Raw genomic sequence first — 17,681 nt, forward strand, 5'->3', positions numbered from 1 at the left:
GCACCCGCACCACCAATGAGGATGTCATTGCCATCCTCACCAAACAGGAAGTCGTCGCCGATCCCTCCGTTGAGAGCATCGTCACCAGCACCGCCAACCAACTGGTCGACACCGCCCAGGCCACTGAGCGTATCGTTCCCGCCCAGGCCAAGAAGCACATCGCTACCCGCGGTTCCGGTCAGGGTGTTCGCCAGAGCGTCTCCCTGCTGCAACGCACCCACTATCAATACCGCCGCCGTCGCCGCAGAGGTCAACGACTCCTGCGCGCCGAAGCCATCGGTGTACCGCACGATCACCCGTAGTTGCTGATTGATTTGCGCCGCACCAGGGGTGAAGGTCGCAGCAGTCGCGCCGTTGATGTTGGTGAAGGTAGCGCCGGTACCTTGTTGCCATTGGAAGCTGAATGCACCCAGCCCATCCGCATCGACAATTCCGGCAGTCAGCGCGGTCAGCACCTGGCCTTGATTCGGTGTCGTATCGCTGATCAGCAACGCACCTGTCGGTGCATCGTTGACGTTGGTGACCGGGTCCGAAGGGTCGGACGTAACGCTTTCGGCCACGCCGAAGTCGTCCACGTAACTGACCACCACACGCACCTGATCGCCGACCTGATCCTGGCCGAGCGTGAACGTGTTACCGGTGGCTCCGACAATGTCGACAAAGCTGACCCCGTTGGTCGCCTGCCACTGGAAGGTGAACTGCGGATTGCTCAAGCCATCAACGTCGATGATGGTCGAAGTATCAGCGGTCAACACCTGGTTCTGCACCAGTAGCCCGCTGACGGTCGGCCCTGCGGTCGGTGCGTTGTTCGCCGACGAGTCGACGATTTCCAGCGTACCCTTGGCATCTTGAAACACCGCCCGGACGCGGATGTTCAGGCCCGCAACATCGTCCGTCACCAGGAAAGTGGTGCCGGTCGCACGCTGAGCCTCGCCGGCGGCGACAACGGTGATGTCTTCATAGATGCCCGAACCGGTAACGTTTTCGACCTGCCAGTAGTAAGCCATCGCACCGGTAATCGCGCCGGTCGGATTGGCCACACTTACGTTATCCGCGTCATGTATCGCCCGATTGCTGACCCGCAGCAACTGGCCGGCGACCGGCGCATCCTCACGCGCTCCGGTGTCCGCATCAAGGATTGCCAGACGGCCCGACAGCTCGCTGTTTACGCCGTTGCCAACTCCGGTCACCTGTGCCTGGTCAGCGAACTGCAGACGCTCGATGCCCGTCAGGCGATCGACGCCATCACGCCCCGCCACCAGATCGGTCACGATGAGAGCGTTGCCCTCGACAGTGACGCTGTACTCCGACGAATTGCCGGAGTACACCGCAGTGTCAAAGTTTTCAGTGCCGCTCAGAATCTCCCGCGTGATGACCAACTGACCCGGGTTGTAAGTTCCGTTCAACATAAACGGCACCAACGGCTCCATGCTGTCGAACGTGGCGATTTCCGCGCCAGTGCCATCAATATTGGCCCGTACGCTGATGCGGACGTTCAGCCACTTGTCACCATCGATGATGTCGTCACCACCGCGACCTTCGATCAAGTCACTGCCGCTGCCACCAAGGATGATGTTGCCGCCGTCGAAGAACGTCGCTCCGGCTGGCAGCAGATCCGCCAGGCCATTGATCAGGCCAATGTTGGTCAGCACACTGCCGGTTGCACCGGCGGTGGTGAGTCCTGCGGCATCCAAACTGTCACCCCGCAGGAAGTCACCGTGCGCCGAACCCGACAGACCTTCCATGATGTCGAACCGCACCAGTGCCGAGGCACCCGAACCCGGCACCACCGGTACATCGAAAAAGCGGTCACTGAAATCGACGCTCACGCCTTGGGCGAGACCCTTGAAGGTGGCCCAGTCATAGCCGGAGCCGCCGATGTAGCGGTCACCCAGGCCGAGACTGCCGACCATGATGTCGTCGCCGCCTTCGCCGTTGAACTTATCGTTCTCGCTAGCGCCGATGTATACATCGTTGCCAATCACCGGATCGTTGCCGAGCGGGTCGAAGTTGTCGCCAGGCGCACCGTCCGATGTGCCCCTCTCGATCCAGTCGTCGCCTTCGTTACCCATGTCCTGTTCGTTGGCTTTGCTGCCCAGGATGAAGTCGTTGCCCTGGCCACCAATGGCTTCGGAAGCGTCTTCACCAGTGATGATGAAGTCGTTGCCGAACCCGCCAATGATCAGGTTGACGCCATTGCCTCCGTGCAGCACGTCGTTACCGTCGCCGCCCTGGATGTTATCGTCGCCACCGGCGTCGGTGATGATGTCGTCGCCGGCACCACCGCGCAACTGGTCGTTGCCGTCACCGCCTTCGATGCGATCATTGCCGCCATCACCCCAGACCGTGTCATCGCCTTCACTGGAGATGAGGATGTCTGCGCCATTGGTGCCACCCAGCACGATGTGCTCGTCACCGGTGTACTTGATGTAGTTGGTGTCCAGCCCTGCCGTCTGCGGGTTGTCGCGGATCACGCCAAGCGGATCAACATTGCCAAGGCCTTCGTTGAACTGCTTGCTCTGGTCCACTTCCAGATAGAACCCAGGGTCCGAGAACACCAGGCCCGGCAAGTGGGTGGCCGAACTGTTGGCCATGATCAGCTTGGCGAACGAGTTGCTTTCCAGTTCGGCATTCATCGACAGGCCAGAGGTACGGTCAAGGTAGTAGAACCGGTCGCCGTCCTGCAGTTTTTCCATCTGGTTCTCGAACACGAAGTTGAAGGTCGAGCCGAGCATGCCGCCGAACGGGGTTAACGCTTCGGCCAGGCCGCCAATCCAGAGGTCGATGGCATCCACGCCCGTGACCGTCACCCCCCTCAGATCATCGGCAGTCCCCGCCAATCCATCCCTGCCGACCAGCGTTACGTTGGCCCAGTCACCACTGCCGTTGAGGAAGTCCAGGCGGTCAGCGGGCTCACCCGTACCACCGAATACCAGCAACATGGCTGCGGCGCGTTTACCTTCCAGCGTGGTCGCCGCCGTGATCGTGTCATGTGTGCCATAGGCCGCGATGAAGTTGATCAACGACTCCGGATGTTTGAGATGCTGCACCAGGTCGACCCAGCTGCTGTACGGCTTGAGTTGGGTATCACCGGTTTGGCTATAGATGTCACGGCGGATCGCATTGAGCGAAGGGATCCCGACGTCGCGGCCACGGGCGATGTTGATCGCCGGCAGGTCGAGCGGCAGGCCGAGCAGGTTATTGCGCAGCGCCTCGGTGACGAACTCGTCGATTTCGTTACCGGACTGGCGAGTCACCCCACGGATGATCGCACTGGTCGCATCCTCTGGCGTTACACCACTGGCGGCGTACGACAGCGGGTTGAGGAACGCCGCGATCAAGCCGAGTTGCTGATTGGGATCAGCACTGTTCGGATCGCCAACCACGTTGAAATCGGCGTCGTAGCGATCGACAGTCTCGGTCAGCATCGAGTGGCCAAACCGGTACACGGTGTGGGCAAACTCGGCGACGATCGAGGCATCGAGGTCGACGTCATAGACCTGGGTCGGAGCAAAGAACAGGTCGACCCGGGGCTGAATGGTCCGCGCAAACTCCTCGAACACCAGGTGTTGATACTGCATCTCGGTGCCGAACTTGGCAGCCTGGAACAGACGCTCGCCATTCCACACCAGCGCATCGATCTCAGCCTGGTTGGCGGGCAACGCACTGACCGGAGTGAGCAGCCACTCGTTGAGGAAAGCCACGTCACCCGAATCGAGTACCGTGTCCATGGTTTGCGCGACCAGCCGATTGTGCTCGGAGTGGAAGATCGCATGCACCGCGGTCAGGCCGATGTTCTCGTTGACCCGGCCGTCGCCGGCGATGTAGTGAGCGTCGAGCAGTTCGTTGTCATAGGTCAGGTTGTTGCCCTGCGCGCCGACGGGCTGCGTATTACCGACATCGGCATCAGGATCTGCCTGCAGAACCCCGCCGACCACTACCGGCACGGCGTTGTGGGCGATGTCATTGAGGAAGGCATGGCTGGTGCGTACCGCGTTAACGAGGCTTACCGGACTGGCCGGATTGCCTTCGATAAGCGTAGTGACGTCATCGGCGGTACCGGCAATGCCGTCTGCCCCGTTGTTGACCCTAATAACAACTTGCGGGAAGCCGTTCGGCCCCTTGATAAAGTTGCCAAAGGCGTCAGTCGCCAGCAGCGGACCGCTGTCGATATCGGCGTCGGTCAGGTTGATGCCAAGAACGTCGCGCGCCTGCGCCTTGACCACTTTCCAGGTCGCCATACCACCGATTTCGGTGTCATCTGCGGTGCCATACTTGCCATCCAGCCCCAGGTCAACGTTAGTGATCAGCCTGCCGGTCGCTATCGGGCCGCTGGAGGTCAGCTCATAAGCGCGCAGGAATACCTGGTGCGATGGATGCGAGCTGTAGGTCTGGTTTTGGTCCACGAACGGTGTCGTGGTGTTGGTGTGTTCATGGATGTCGTCGGCCGTGCCGAGAACGCCATCCACCCCTGGCAAGTTGGTCGCGCGGGTCAGCACCATGAAGTTAGCGTTGCCGCCGGGTACATACAGCGGATCATCCGGTTGCAGCGGAATGAAGACCGTACCCGAGCCACCCTTGGTCACGAGATCCAGACCATGGTCAAAAAACTGCCCGAAGAAGGTCATCCACGAGTTGAACGGCGCGGACAAGCCCGCATCCGGAGCAGTGTTCTCGAACAGGTACACATCGTGGTCGTCAGCAGTACCGAACTGACCATCCAGACCGGGGCTGGCGACGATCCGTACACCATCCTTGAGCACGTCGTCGTTACCCACCGCGCCGAAGTTGAGTTCGCCGTCGACACCCGCGTCGTAGGCCGTGGCATAGGCCGCCGGGTTGTTCGACGTCTGGTCGACGATCAGGTTACTGATGGTGCGCGGCTGCGAGTCAAACACATTGCCGCTGTTCTGCGCATACGACGATCCCGGGATGGCCGGCGAGCTGGGTCCGAAGAAGCCGGCAGGAGCACCTTCCGCTGGATTGAAGACCGGATCGGTCAAGCGCGGAAAGACGTTATCGGCAGAACCAAACCCGGTGTTGTTGGTGCCGTTGAGGTTCAGCAGGTTGTTGTTCGACCCGTCGACCGTACGCAGGCCCAATGGCGCACGAATATTCGGGATCAGCGAGAGGATGTCCTGTCCGTCCGCGACAGCCTCGGCAATCTTGATCTGATCAAGAATGAAGTTGAGGTCGGAGCGGACCATGTGCAGGCCTTCGCCACCCGCCGTGGCATCGACCACAGGTATCGGCGCCGTTGGCACAACCGGCGCGCCGGGAGCCACCACGGCAGTCGGTTGCGAGAACACTATTTCAGTCGTGCCATGGGCGTCCTGGTAGATCGCCTTGACCCGCAATGACAGCCCGGCAAGATCCGGCGAGACCTTGAACGCAGTGCCGTCGGCACTCTGAAACGCCAGGTCACCGGCCGGCAACAGAATGATGTCCTCGAATACGCCGGTGCCTGGATTTGCCTCGAACTGCCAATAGTAGGACACCGAAGAGTTGTTGAGCGTACCCGTAGGATTACCCGCCCCGATGTTGTTGGCATCGGTGACCCCGGCCACGCTGACTCTCAGCGTGTCGCCCACAGTGATAGCTCCGCCGTTTACATCCGTGAGGGCTGGTCTGCCAACCGGTTGTGCATTCAGCCCTGGTACCAACACTCGCTGGGTATCGGCGAACTGCAAGCGTTCGATGTGCAGCAGGGTATCGGTCCCGTCGCGACCCGCTACGGTATCTGCCACGGTCCAGACATCGTCAGCCAAAGTGGCCGTGCCACGGGTGTCCTGAGTCACCACATACTCGCCCTGGACCCCGGAGAAAATAGCGGTGTCGAAGGCTGCCCCGCCCGTCGAGGTGCCGGGAAGGATTTCCCGCACAGCCTTGAGTTGGCCCGGGTTATAGGTGCCGTCCAGCATGAACGGGATCATATCGGTCATGCTGTCGAAGCTGGCGACCTCCGGACCGGTATGGTTGACGTCGCCGGGAGCATAAACGGCGATTCTGACGTTGATCCATTTGTCACCATCGATCAGATCATCGCCGCCGCGACCTTCGATCAGGTCACTGCCATTGCCGCCGAGGATGATGTTGCCAGTGGCAAAGCCAGTGGTCGGCAAACCGGCATCGGACAGAAACTGCGCCAGTCCGCGGATCAACGCCACATTGGTCAGCGCGCTGCCCGTGGCACCACCGTGGTTGAGGATAGTGTCCGCATCCACATTATCGCCTTTGAGCACATCGGCGAAGTTCGAACCGGACAAGCCTTCGACCTCGGCAAAACGGTCGAGAATCGAGGCCGGCGAGGCGCCGACCGGATTGAACACCCCGGTGTTCTGGTTTGGCGCGTTGCCGTGTGGCTGTGCCAGCGCCGCCAGACTCAGGTCAGCGGTTACGCCAGCGTTGTCATTTTTGTAGGTCACCCAGTCGAAACCGGACATACCCTCCATCTTGTCCTGGGCATCGCTGCCGACAAAGATGTCATCGCCACCCTCGCCGATCATTTCGTCGAAGCCACCACCACCGACAAAGATATCGTTGCCAATCGTATCGTCAGCGAGCAATGGCGCAGCGTTATCGCCAGGTGCACCGTCCTGGGTGCCTTTTTCGATCCAGTCATCACCTTCGTTGCCGGTAGGCGGCAGGTTGGTCTTGGCACCGAGGATGAAGTCATCACCCCGACCGCCGAAGGTCGTGGTGATGTCTTCCGTGGTGACAATGAAGTCCTGGCCGTCGCCACCCAGGATCAGGTTGCCTAGAGCACCCATGCTTCCGGCGATGATCACATCGTTGCCGGCGTTACCTTCCAGACGGTTGTCGCCGAACGAGTCGGTGATGATGTCATCGCCCGCGCCGCCAAGCACCGCATCGTTGCCGGCGCCGCCTTCGAGGCGGTCATTGCCTTCGTCGCCGTAAACGGTGTCATCGCCTTCACCGGAAATAATGATGTCATTGCCGGCGGTACCACCGAGGACGACATGGTCTTCACCGGTGTAATGCAGATAATTACTGTCCAGATCGGGGGTATCGGGGTTGTCGCGGATCACCAGCGGCACGATTTCCACGCCGTTGATCATAATGCCGCCCGTCGGATCGGCTTTGAGATCCGCGCCAAGGTTCGTGAACTGCCTGGTCTGATCTACTTCGAGGGTGAACGTCGGCGTCAGGAACACGGTGTTCGACAGGTGGGTGACATCGGTGTTGAGCATCATCAACTTGGCAAAGGAGTTGTTTTCCAACTCGGTGCCGAAGTTCAGACCTGCGGTACGCGACAGGTAGTAGAAGCGGTCACCGTTCTGCAACGCCTCCAGCTGGGTTTCAAACACGAAGTTGAACGTCGAGCCAAGCATGCCGCCAAACGGCATTTTTTCTTCGGCGAGGCCACCGACCCAGAAATCGACGTCATCAAGGCCCGTGATCGTCACGCCCGTCAGGTCGTCCGCAGTGCCCAGTTGCCCGTCCTTGCCGGCCCGCGTTACGTTGGCCCAGGCACCGGTGCTGTTGAGGAAGTCCAGCCGGTCTGCTGGCGAACCGGCACCACCGAATACCAGCGCCAAGGCAGCAGCGCGTTTATCTGCCAGCGTGGTTGCCCCCGTAATCGTGCCATGCGTACCAAAGGCAGCTATGAAGTTAACCAACGACTCGGGGTGCTTGAGGTGGTCCACCAAGTCAGCCCAACTGATGTACGGCTTGAGTTGGCTGTCGCCGGTTTGAGCGTAGAAGTCACGGCGAGCCTCATTCAACGTGGGGATGCCCGTGTCGCGACCACGCGCCAGGTTCAGGGCCGGCAAATCGAGCGGCAGACCGAGCAGATTGTTGCGCAAGGCTTCAGTGACGAACTCGTCGATCTCGTTTCCGACCTGACGGGTCACACCGCGAATGATTGCCCCTGCCGCTTCGTCCGCCGTCGCCCCGCTACCGGCAAACGCTAGCGGGTTGAGGAAGGCTGCGATCAGCCCGAGTTGCGAGTCCGGGTTGTTCGGGTCAGTCAGGAGCGGATTGAACGCGGGGTCGAAGCGATCGACGGTCTCGGTCAACATCGAGTGACCGAAGCGGTACACCACGTGGGCGAACTCGGCGAGGATCGCAGGGTTGATCGAGGTGTCATACCCGTTGGGTGCAAGGAATTCGTCGATCTGTGGCTGAACGGTCCGGCCGAACTCCTCGAACACCAGGTGCTGGTACTGCATCTCGGTGCCGAACTTGGCGGCCTGAAACAGACGTTCGCCGTCCCACACCAACGCTGCGATTTCGGCGGGTGTGGTCGGTATCGCGGCCACGTCGTCTATCAGCCACTGATTGAGGAAAGCCAGGTCACCGGAGGTCAGGATGGTTTCCTTGGTTTGCTCGACCAGGCGGTTGTGCTCGGAGTGGAACACATGGTGCACGGTGGTCAGGCCGATGTTCTCGTTCGCCCGGCCGTCGCCGGCAATGTAGTGCGCGTCGAGCAGTTCGTTGTCATAGGTCAGGTTGTTGCCGCCCGTGCCAACCTCCTGCGCATTGCCGATATCGGTGTCAGTATCGGCCTGCAGAACCCCGCCGACGACTACCGGCGCAGCGTTGTGGGCGATATCGTCCAGGAAGGCATGCCCGGTGCTCACGGCGTTAGCCAGACTGATCGGCGCATCCCGGTTGCCTTCAACCAGTTGAGTGATGTCATCCGCTGTGCCAGCGATTCCGTCGGCACCGTTGCTGACGCGCATCACCACCTGCGGCATGCCGCTCGGCCCGCGCAGGAAATTGCCATAGGCATCGGTTGCCAGTAGCGGAATGCTGTGTACATCGGCGTCGGTCAAGTCGATGCCGAGAATGTCACGGGCCTGAGCCTTGACCACGGCCCAGGTTGCCATGCCGCCATTTGTGCCGTCGCTATCATCAGCAGTGCCAAACCGACCATCGGGGCCGAGATCGCGATTGGTAATCAAGCGCCCCGTGGCAATAGGGTCACCTGCGGCATTGAGGACGTACTCGCGCAGGAACACTTGATGCGAGGGGTGCGAGCTGTAGGTCTGGCTTTGGTCTACGAACGGCGAGGTGGTGTTGGCCTGACCATCATCGGCAGTGCCGAGTACACCGTCCGCGCCGGCAGTGCGCACGGCACGGGACAACACCATGAAGTTGGTCGGACTGTTCGGGTCGAACAACGGATCGTCCGGCATCAGCGGAATATATACGATTTCGGTAATGCCACTGTTCTTGGTGACCAGGTCGAGGCCATGGTCGAAGAACTGGCCAAAGAAGGTCATCCACGAGTTGAAACCGGCGGTCAGACCAGCGTCTGCCGACTCGTTAGGGATAAAGAACACTTCCTTGTCGTCGGCCGTGCCGAACACGCCATCCTGACCGGGGCTGATCACCGGGGCCGCACCGCCGTTCGCCGCCACTGCGGCCGGGTTGTTGGCGGTCTGGTCGACGATCAGGTTACTGATAATCCGTGGCTGCGGGTCGACCACCGTGCCGGTCCCCGCGTAAGCCGCGTTTTGATACTGGGGATCAAGCAGGCGCACGAAGGAATTGTCCGCAGCGCCATACTCACTCTGGCCTGTGACCAGGTTGTTGTAGCTGCCATCGACGGTGCGCAGACCGAATGGCACCTGACTGTTGGGTAGCAAATCAATAAGGCTGGTGCCATTGGCATGCGCCTCTGCGATGAAGATTTGCTTGAGGATGAATTCCAGGTCCGCCTTGTTGAAATTAGCCATTTGGATTGCCCTCGAACTATATGGAGAAAGGCACGGGACGATAAAACCTACCCAGGCCTAGTCAGGTGCTGGCTTACGCTGTTTTTCTGATTATTTTTTGGCGAGAACCGGCGCAGGAAAGGCAAGGTCGTTCCCCGAGATGTGCACCTGGAATTCGCGGAAGGTAGTGCTCGCCGGATGATCAGGCAGAGCAACTATTGGACATGGGTGGGCCATGGAAACTGGAAGTTATGGCGAACTTCCTGAACGGCCCCTTCCCTTCACAAAAGAACGAAATGTTCGACATGTTGTGCTCCTTCAGGGAAATCACCGTGTCTTGCGTCGCCAAAGTTTTGGCAAGCTCCAAGCGAGGCGGCCGCTCCCCCGATAACTAAGACTAAAGTTCCATAGCAAAAGAATGTCAATTTTATGCCGTAAAAAGCAGACAGCCGGACACAGCGCCTCTAACTGACTGTTTTTTCGCGACTTATGGGATTTTAAAAGTAGCTATAGAGCAAAATGTTATTTCGAACTGTGTCGTCGGGATCTAAGCTTTTCCATGCGGGAGCACCGCAGAGATTTCGCAAGACTCGCCATAAGAGCGACCAGCCTGCGAATCGACGAGGGGCCTACAAAACAACATCACCGTGAGCTGTTGCGCTGGAAGGAACCGGCTTTTTGAAGGGGAGATCCAAATGCACAAGCAGCCGAGCACCCGTTCCGAATTGGCCGACGCGCTCTTTCGCCTACGCCACAGTTTTTACGCGCTGGCAGCGTTCAGCGGCGTCATCAACGTCATGATGTTGACACCCGCCGTATACATGCTTCAGGTCTATGATCGGGCCCTGGTCAGTCGAAACGTCACGACGTTGACGATGTTGACCGTTCTGGTGATTGGTCTGTTCTTGCTGATGTCTACGCTGGAAATGGTCCGCACCCGCATGCTGATCCGGGTCGGCAACAACCTCGACATGGACCTCAACCGGCGCATCTTCACCGCTGCCTTCGAGCGCAACCTGAACCGCGCCGGAGGTAATCCGGCCCAGGCCCTGCAAGATCTCGCGCAGGTCCGTCAGTTTCTCACCGGCAATAGTCTGTTCGCTTTCTTCGATGCGCCGTGGACACCGATCTACCTGTTAATCGCCTATCTGATCCATCCGCTGCTCGGACTGCTCACCCTGATCGGCTCGCTGATTCTGGTGGGTCTGGCCTGGCTCACCGAAAAGGCGACGCAGAAACCGCTGGCCGAAGCCAATCAAGCCGCCCTCTCCTCCGCCAACTATGCCAACAACAACTTGCGCAATGCCGAGGTGATCGAGGCCATGGGCATGCTGCCGTCAATCGGCAAGCGCTGGTACCAAAGCCATTTGCGCATTCTGGAAATGCAGACCCTGGCCTCCGACCGCGCCGCCATGATCAGCAGCACTGGACGCTTCGTGCGTATCACTTTGCAGTCGCTGATCCTCGGCGCCGGCGCGCTGCTGGCGATCGAAGGCAAGATCACCCCTGGGATGATGATTGCCTGTTCAATCCTCACCGGCCGTGCGCTGGGCCCGGTGGAACAAGTCATCGCGTCATGGAAACAACTGCTCGGCTGCCGTTCGGCCTGGGGCCGGCTCAACGAAATGCTGGACGATTATCCACGCCGGCCACCGAGCATGTCGCTGCAGCGGCCGATGGGCATGCTGGCGGTGGAGAATGTGTATGCCGGTTCCCCCGGAACCAACAACACCATTTTGCGCGGCGTCAGCTTCAGCCTGGTACCCGGCGAAAGCCTTGGCGTTATCGGTCCATCCGCTTCGGGCAAATCCACCCTCGCCCGCCTGCTGGTTGGCGTCTGGCCGGCGCAGGCCGGCAAGGTTCGCCTGGACGGCGCGGACATTTTCACCTGGAACAAAGGCGAACTTGGCCCCTGGCTCGGCTACCTGCCACAGGACGTGGAACTGTTCGAGGGCAGCATCGCCGACAACATTGCGCGCTTTGGTGAAGTAGACAGCGATGCGGTCATCCGCGCGGCCAAGGCCACCGGCGTGCACGAGATGATCCTACGTTTCCCGCAAGGTTATGACACGCGCCTGAGCACCGATGGAAGCCCCCTTTCCGGTGGACAGAAGCAACGCATCGCCTTGGCCCGCGCGCTGTATGGCGAACCCAATCTGATCGTGTTGGATGAGCCGAACGCCAACCTCGACGACGTCGGCGAAAAAGCCCTGGTCGATGCGCTGGCCAAACTCAAGGAGCGTGGCGCCACCGTCATTCTGATTTCCCATCGTCCCAACGTGCTCTGCGCCGTCGATCAGGTGCTGATGCTGCGCGACGGCGGTGTACAGATGCTCGGCTCGCGCGACGAAGTATTCGCAGCGCTGCGCAAGGCCACTGTAATGCCTGCAGGCACGTCGACCCCGCTAGCCTCCGTCAAATCACGGGAGTGATCGATCATGCAAATGAGCCCACACACCGAGATGATTCATATCGACCCCAAGAACGAGGTGGATCTGAACATCAGTAAACCCGCACGCTGGGGCATCTGGCTGGTGATCGCCGGCTTCGGCGGCTTTCTCCTGTGGTCCTGGCTGGCGCCGCTGGATGCCGGCGTGGTCGCCACAGGCACGGTCAAAGTCACCAGCAAAAGCAAAGCCGTGCAGCACCTGAGCGGGGGTACCGTGGAGGCGATTCTGGTTCAGGAAGGCGATGTCGTGGCCAAAGGTCAGGAAGTGGTGCGTCTCGACTCCTTGCGTGCCGTTGCCGAACAAGGTGCGGTCAGCGCCCAATACATCGTCAGCAAGACGGTGGAAAACCGTCTGGAAGCGGAACGTGATAACCGCGCTGTGGTGAAATTCGATCCCGAGCTGCTCAAACGCTTCGGCAATGACCAACGCATGATAGCCGCCATGGACCTGCAACAGCGTCTGCTGGACACCCGGCGCGCCGGTCTCGCTGGCGAAATCAGCATCCTGGAGGAAAACCTGGCGGCGTCGGCGGTGCAGCTCAAGGGCCTGCATCAGGTCTATAGCGCCCGCGGTTCGCAAATCAATTTCCTCAACCAGGAACTACAAGGCACCCGCGTGCTGGCGGCCGAAGGCTATGTGCCGCGCAACCGCTTGCTTGAGCTGGAGCGCAGCAATGCCGACCTCTCCGCCGGTCAGGCCGAGAACCTCAATAACATCGCTCGTGTGCGCAGCCAGACTACTGAAATCAAGCTGCGCATCCTGCAGCGCCAGCACGATTACCTGAAGGAAGTCGAATCGCAACTGACCGACACCGCCAAGGAAAACACCACCCTGGCCGACCGCTTGCGCGCGCTGGACTATGAAGTGACCCACACCGTGATTCGCTCGCCCATCGATGGCATGGTCCAGGCCCTGAGCATTGCCACCGTCGGCGGGATCATCCAGCCCGGCTTCAAGATCATGGAAATCGTTCCGCTCAATGAACCGCTACAGGTCGACGCGATGATCCCCGTCCAGGCCATCGACAAGATGATCCCCGGCCTGGACGTAGACATTGCCTTCCCGGCCTTCAACCATGCCCAGACGCCCAACATCCCAGGCCGTGTGAAAACCATCTCCGCCGACCGCCTGCTCGACGAGGCAAGCAAGGAACCGTTCTATCTGGCCCAGGTCGAAGTTACACCCGATGGCATGGGTCTGCTGGGCACCAACCACATTCGCCCCGGCATGCCCGCGACCGTCACCATCAAGACTGGCGAACGCAACATGATGAGCTATCTTCTTAAACCAATGCTCGACCGTGTGGACAGCTCATTCAAGGAACAATGAAATGGAACGTCATTGCCTGTTCCTCTGCCTGCTGGGGCTGGCTTTACCTGCCAGCGCCATGGACCTCAAGCAAGCCTGGGACCTGTTGCAGTACCAAGGCCCTATCTACCGCGCCGCCGTGCATGAAAAAGAAGCCGGTTCGGAAAACCGCGCCATCGGCACGGCCGGCCTGCTGCCGCAGATCAATGCCTCGGCCTACGACAACAAAGTCAATGGCTCTCAACGCCAGAGCGGCGTCAACAACGATCTCGACTACACCTCCAAAGGCGCTAACGTGCGCCTGCGCCAGCCGCTATTCAACAAACAGAAGATGGCCGAGTACCGCCAGGGTCAGCAGCGTGCCGACTACAGCGTTGCGGTGTTCGATGCCAAGAGTCAGGACGCCGCGGTGCGCCTGGCTGAAAGCTATTTTGATGTGCTCCTCGCCAGCGAAACGATCGCCTTGGCCAAGGCCAAGCTGCGCGCCTTCGACGAGCAACTCGCCTCGGCGCAACGGCGCATGGAGCTGGGGGCCGGCACCATCACCGACATCGACGAGTCGGTTGCTCGCCGCGACCTCGCCGAGGCCGAACTGATCGAGGCGCAGGACAACCTGGTCAACACGCGCAGCAAACTTGAAGAATATATCGGTGAAACCCCCGAATCGCTGACCACTTTACGTCCCGGCTTCGATACCCCGCCGCTGCTGCCGAGCAACCTGCAGGACTGGTTGGTCAAAGCCCAGACCGATAGCCCGCTGATCCACGCGCGCCGTTATAGCCGCGACCTCGCAGAGGAAGAAGTGAAGCGCGCCCGGGCCGGCCACTGGCCAACACTGGATTTCATTGCCGGTTACACCGCTGGCCAGAGTCAATCACTCTCCGAATTGAATCAACGCAACCACTACGGCTCGATCGGGCTGGAAGTCAATTTCCCGCTGTTCAGCGGTGGCGGCGTCAGCGCGTTGACACGCCAGGCCAGTGCCAATAGTGATAAGGCCCTGGACGAACTCGACGCCACGCGGCTGGAAGTCATCTCGGGAACCACCCGTGAGTTTCGTGGCATACAGAGTGGCGCCAAACGTATTCACGCGCTGGAGAGAGCCGTAGAGTCCAACGAACGCTCACTGATTTCGACACGCAAGGGTTTCAAAGAGGGGGGCACCAGCACCAATGTGGACGTGCTCAATGCCGAAGAATTGCTCTTCGTTGCACGCCACGATCTGTTCGAGGCCAAGTTGCGCTATTTGATGTCGCACCTGCGCCTGGCTTCTTCGGTGGGCAGTCTGGGCGACGATGATATCGCCCATATCAACGACTACCTGGGCCCGGAACTGCTGGTCACCAATTAACTGTCACCTGCCCTGCCTGCATTGCGAAGCAAACCCTTGGCAACTTACAAACACGCCTTGACTGCCTTGCGCATCGCGTCGGACTTGGCCCATGGCGGCCCCTGATACAGCGAAACCCGGCTGCCGTCCTTGTATTTGACGATGTCCAGAATTTCATCTGCCGTGATGATGCTCGGTGCCGTGATCCGGTAGCCATTGGAAATACCCGCCTGAGTCGTCTTCGGTATTTCTTGCTGCCACGCTGGCAAAATGCACGCGGCCAGCTCTTTCGGCGGTTTATCGCTGTATTTGCTGACGTTGGGCTCACCCGGTACTACAGACGCCGGCAACGAACAACCCGCCAGCATTGCCAGCGTTACTCCCCCAATCAACATCCGCATGACGCACCTTCATCCCGAAAAAAAACGGAATGTACCGCGTCGCCGGCCGGACATCCATCTATTGAACACCACTCAGTGTGAAGCATTGTTTTCAGGAGGGTCGGGATAGGTTCTTTTGTTCAGATAGTCCATCCACCGTTCATACGCTTCATGTTGCCATTGCGTGACCCGCTCCCACTCCGTGCCACTGAGTTGATGAGCTGAAATCAGCTTCATCATCTCCGAAGTGGCGGCATCCAGATCAACGATCAGCTCATGGGCATGCAATCTGAAATCATCGGTCTTGCTCATTTAGGGCCTCGGCGTCGCGATATGGGTTGACCTTCGTACGACATCCGGCGGTGTCACTCGCACTCAACTTCCCGACCAACGGAAGCACCCTTCATCGCTCAGGGATCAGACGAGCAAACGGTGTGTCATACCCAATAGAACTACTTTTTCATTGCGAGAAATGGCGGGAGGTCATCATGTGGCTTAACGAAGATGAAAACGAACTTCGCCGCGACCTGCAAAGCGTCGCGTCGGACTTGAGATGGTCGGCAGTCGAATTGCTGCGCATTTCAGAGCAGCTACGCCAGGCAGGCAATGAGGTGGATGCGCAAGCCGTACTCAGGTTGTGTGAATTGTTTCAAGGCGATGAAGGACGACTGGCGGGCTATGCCGAAGAAGTGAAAGCCAAGGTGATCAGTCGAACGAAAGCTCACTGACAGGAGGAAGCGACTGACCGTCCTGCCCTGCTGAACCCGCTCGCCGTACACCTGCTTATTGCAGGCGTCCAAACAAGAAGCCCCGGTATCCGGGGCTTCACACGTGCTGTCATGCTGATTTCTGGCTTGACGGGCGGACCGTCCTGGCTCGATAGGCGGGAAGTGATGCGGCATAGGCCAATGCTTCTTCTCTGCTGCTGAAATCCCCCAACCGATCACCTTGGGTGCATACCCGCCAGGGACCGTTGTTTACGCTCAGCACGTCATAACCGTTCATGTGCATTTTATTCAACATCGGAACGCTCATGGTGACCTCCTGTTTGGCAGTGATATCGACGACGGCCTGATTACCTTACACCCGACCCTCGCCCACGTACCGACCAGACGTCGCGTCAGGATTCAATTGCACTTTTCGACGAGAGTACTCTTCTAACCCGTGAAGCAGAATTCACGGCCCGAATATTGCAGATCGATGTTTTTTTATGACTTCCGTCAGTCAGGTGACGAATGAAAGTACGTGCAACAGTCATTTGCGAGCTGGATCGACATGTTCTCCTGGTGCGAAAACCCAGGTGTCGCTGGAGTTTGCCCGGCGGAACAGTCGAGACCGGTGAAACCACCGCAGGCGCGGCGCGGCGTGAACTTCAGGAAGAAACCGGACTTGGCGCCGACAGCCTGCTGTACCTCATGGAACTGGAATCGGGCGGCACCCGTCACCACGTCTACGAAGCGTGGGCGCCGAACCTTGATCTGGCCCGCCCCTTGAATGAAATCATCGACTGCATCTGGCATCCCCTGGAGACCGTCGACAACCTGAGCACGAGCGAGGCCACACGCCAAATCGTCAAAGCGTTTCTGCGTCGCCTGTAGGCCGCGGCGGCAATGGCTTGCTGTCAGTGAGCGTCAGCCCTGATCACCACCGCCGACCGGCATGATCATGCCAGTGATGTACGAGGCTTCGTCGCTGGCCAGAAACAGAATGGCGCCAGCCTGTTCATCAAGGGTGCCGTAGCGCTTCATCAAACTGCTGTCGAGCGTCTGCTCGACGATCTGCTGATACCAGACCTTTTCTTCCGCGCTTTGCTCGGCATCGTTGCGTGCGATGACCCGAGGCGGCGCCTCGGTACCGCCGGGCGCAGTCGCATTGACCCGGACGCCGCGACCGGCGGTTTCAAAAGCCAGGCACGCCGTCAGGGCATTCACCCCACCCTTCGCCGCACCATAGGGCACGCGATTGATGCTACGCGTGGCGATGGACGAAACGTTAACGATGGCGCCACTGCCCTGCTCCAGCATGATCGGCAGCGCCGCATGACAGCACCATAACGTGGGGAACAGCGAACGGCGGACCTCGGCTTCGATCTGCTGCGCGTCATAGTGCTCAAACGGCTTGGCCCAGATCGTGCCGCCGACGTTGTTGATCAATACGTCGAGGCGCCCGAAATGCTCGACGGCGGCGCGCATCACCCGGCTGCATTCGTCATATTGCTCAAGATCAGCGGTCAGGGCCAGCACCTGGTTGCTTTGACCCAATTGTTGCTGCACCTCGAACACATGTTCGGAGCGGTCGACCAGAATCAACCGCGCACCTTCAGCAGCCATGCGTTCGGCCACCCGCCGCCCGATGCCTTGCGCCGCCCCGGTAATCAGCGCAACTTTTTCGTGGAATCTGTTCATGTGTACCTCATGCCGAAAATTGTTGTCGCGATACACGCGATCTGTAGCAGCTGGCGAAGCCTGCGTTCGGCTGCGTAGCAGTCGTGACATCAGACGGTGCGGTGTTTCAGGTAGGCCGCAAACTC

At 59.6% G+C, this 17,681-nt stretch carries 10 protein-coding genes; 5 read left to right on the forward strand and 5 right to left on the reverse strand.

Translation table 11 applies throughout. From position 1 onward, the window contains the following. A partial coding sequence (locus tag PMI22_RS02565; RefSeq protein ID WP_007948923.1) for a peroxidase family protein occupies window positions 1–9,704 on the reverse strand: 9,704 nt, incomplete at its 3' end. Between the two features lie 674 nt (window positions 9,705–10,378). Here PMI22_RS02565 and PMI22_RS02560 point away from each other — a divergent pair. From PMI22_RS02560 to PMI22_RS02550, 3 genes are read left to right on the forward strand one after another with little or no spacing between them, the layout of a single operon-like run. Next, the gene (locus PMI22_RS02560; protein ID WP_007948926.1) at window positions 10,379–12,115 is read left to right on the forward strand and encodes a type I secretion system permease/ATPase; all 1,737 of its coding nucleotides are present in this window, start codon (window positions 10,379–10,381) and stop codon (window positions 12,113–12,115) included. Window positions 12,116–12,121: 6 nt separating this feature from the next. Further along, a complete protein-coding gene (locus PMI22_RS02555; protein ID WP_007948928.1) occupies window positions 12,122–13,462 on the forward strand; it encodes an HlyD family type I secretion periplasmic adaptor subunit in 1,341 nt (446 codons plus the stop codon). A gap of 1 nt (window position 13,463) precedes the next feature. Continuing rightward, the gene (locus PMI22_RS02550; RefSeq protein ID WP_007948929.1) at window positions 13,464–14,792 is read left to right on the forward strand and encodes a TolC family outer membrane protein; all 1,329 of its coding nucleotides are present in this window, start codon (window positions 13,464–13,466) and stop codon (window positions 14,790–14,792) included. Between the two features lie 44 nt (window positions 14,793–14,836). On the opposite strand, the gene PMI22_RS02545 is transcribed toward PMI22_RS02550, so the two are convergent. Together PMI22_RS02545 and PMI22_RS02540 are read right to left on the reverse strand one after the other, a co-directional pair. Continuing rightward, a complete protein-coding gene (locus PMI22_RS02545) occupies window positions 14,837–15,172 on the reverse strand; it encodes a hypothetical protein (protein ID WP_007948930.1) in 336 nt (111 codons plus the stop codon). A gap of 72 nt (window positions 15,173–15,244) precedes the next feature. Then, entirely contained in the window at window positions 15,245–15,463 is a 219-nt protein-coding gene (locus tag PMI22_RS02540) for a hypothetical protein (protein ID WP_007948931.1), read from the reverse strand. 176 nt (window positions 15,464–15,639) lie between these two features. Between PMI22_RS02540 and PMI22_RS02535 the strand changes: the two genes are divergently transcribed. Then, window positions 15,640–15,879: a hypothetical protein gene (locus tag PMI22_RS02535; RefSeq protein ID WP_007948932.1), complete on the forward strand. Its 240-nt coding sequence runs from the start codon at window positions 15,640–15,642 to the stop codon at window positions 15,877–15,879. Window positions 15,880–15,988: 109 nt separating this feature from the next. Here PMI22_RS02535 and PMI22_RS30980 read toward each other — a convergent pair whose 3' ends face one another. Further along, window positions 15,989–16,186 (reverse strand): SPOR domain-containing protein, encoded by a 198-nt coding sequence (locus PMI22_RS30980; RefSeq protein ID WP_007948933.1) that lies wholly within the window; start codon window positions 16,184–16,186, stop codon window positions 15,989–15,991. 200 nt (window positions 16,187–16,386) lie between these two features. Between PMI22_RS30980 and PMI22_RS02530 the strand changes: the two genes are divergently transcribed. After that, window positions 16,387–16,749 carry an NUDIX hydrolase gene (locus PMI22_RS02530; protein WP_007948934.1) on the forward strand — a complete coding sequence of 121 codons (363 nt, stop codon included), beginning with the start codon at window positions 16,387–16,389 and terminating at the stop codon, window positions 16,747–16,749. A gap of 33 nt (window positions 16,750–16,782) precedes the next feature. Here the strand turns inward: PMI22_RS02530 and PMI22_RS02525 are convergent, their stop codons facing one another. After that, the gene (locus PMI22_RS02525; RefSeq protein ID WP_007948935.1) at window positions 16,783–17,556 is read right to left on the reverse strand and encodes a 1,6-dihydroxycyclohexa-2,4-diene-1-carboxylate dehydrogenase; all 774 of its coding nucleotides are present in this window, start codon (window positions 17,554–17,556) and stop codon (window positions 16,783–16,785) included. Window positions 17,557–17,681 lie beyond the last annotated feature (125 nt).

The sequence above is a fragment of the Pseudomonas sp. GM21 genome (assembly GCF_000282215.1).
GTDB lineage: Bacteria > Pseudomonadota > Gammaproteobacteria > Pseudomonadales > Pseudomonadaceae > Aquipseudomonas.

Coding starts and splice junctions, on each gene's coding strand:
- PMI22_RS02560 (WP_007948926.1), top strand. CDS start 10,379: ATGCACAAGCAGCCGAGCACCCGTTCCGAATTGGCCGACGCGCTCTTT.
- PMI22_RS02555 (WP_007948928.1), top strand. CDS start 12,122: ATGCAAATGAGCCCACACACCGAGATGATTCATATCGACCCCAAGAAC.
- PMI22_RS02550 (WP_007948929.1), top strand. CDS start 13,464: ATGGAACGTCATTGCCTGTTCCTCTGCCTGCTGGGGCTGGCTTTACCT.
- PMI22_RS02545 (WP_007948930.1), bottom strand. CDS start 15,172: ATGCGGATGTTGATTGGGGGAGTAACGCTGGCAATGCTGGCGGGTTGT.
- PMI22_RS02540 (WP_007948931.1), bottom strand. CDS start 15,463: ATGAGCAAGACCGATGATTTCAGATTGCATGCCCATGAGCTGATCGTT.
- PMI22_RS02535 (WP_007948932.1), top strand. CDS start 15,640: ATGTGGCTTAACGAAGATGAAAACGAACTTCGCCGCGACCTGCAAAGC.
- PMI22_RS30980 (WP_007948933.1), bottom strand. CDS start 16,186: ATGAGCGTTCCGATGTTGAATAAAATGCACATGAACGGTTATGACGTG.
- PMI22_RS02530 (WP_007948934.1), top strand. CDS start 16,387: ATGAAAGTACGTGCAACAGTCATTTGCGAGCTGGATCGACATGTTCTC.
- PMI22_RS02525 (WP_007948935.1), bottom strand. CDS start 17,556: ATGAACAGATTCCACGAAAAAGTTGCGCTGATTACCGGGGCGGCGCAA.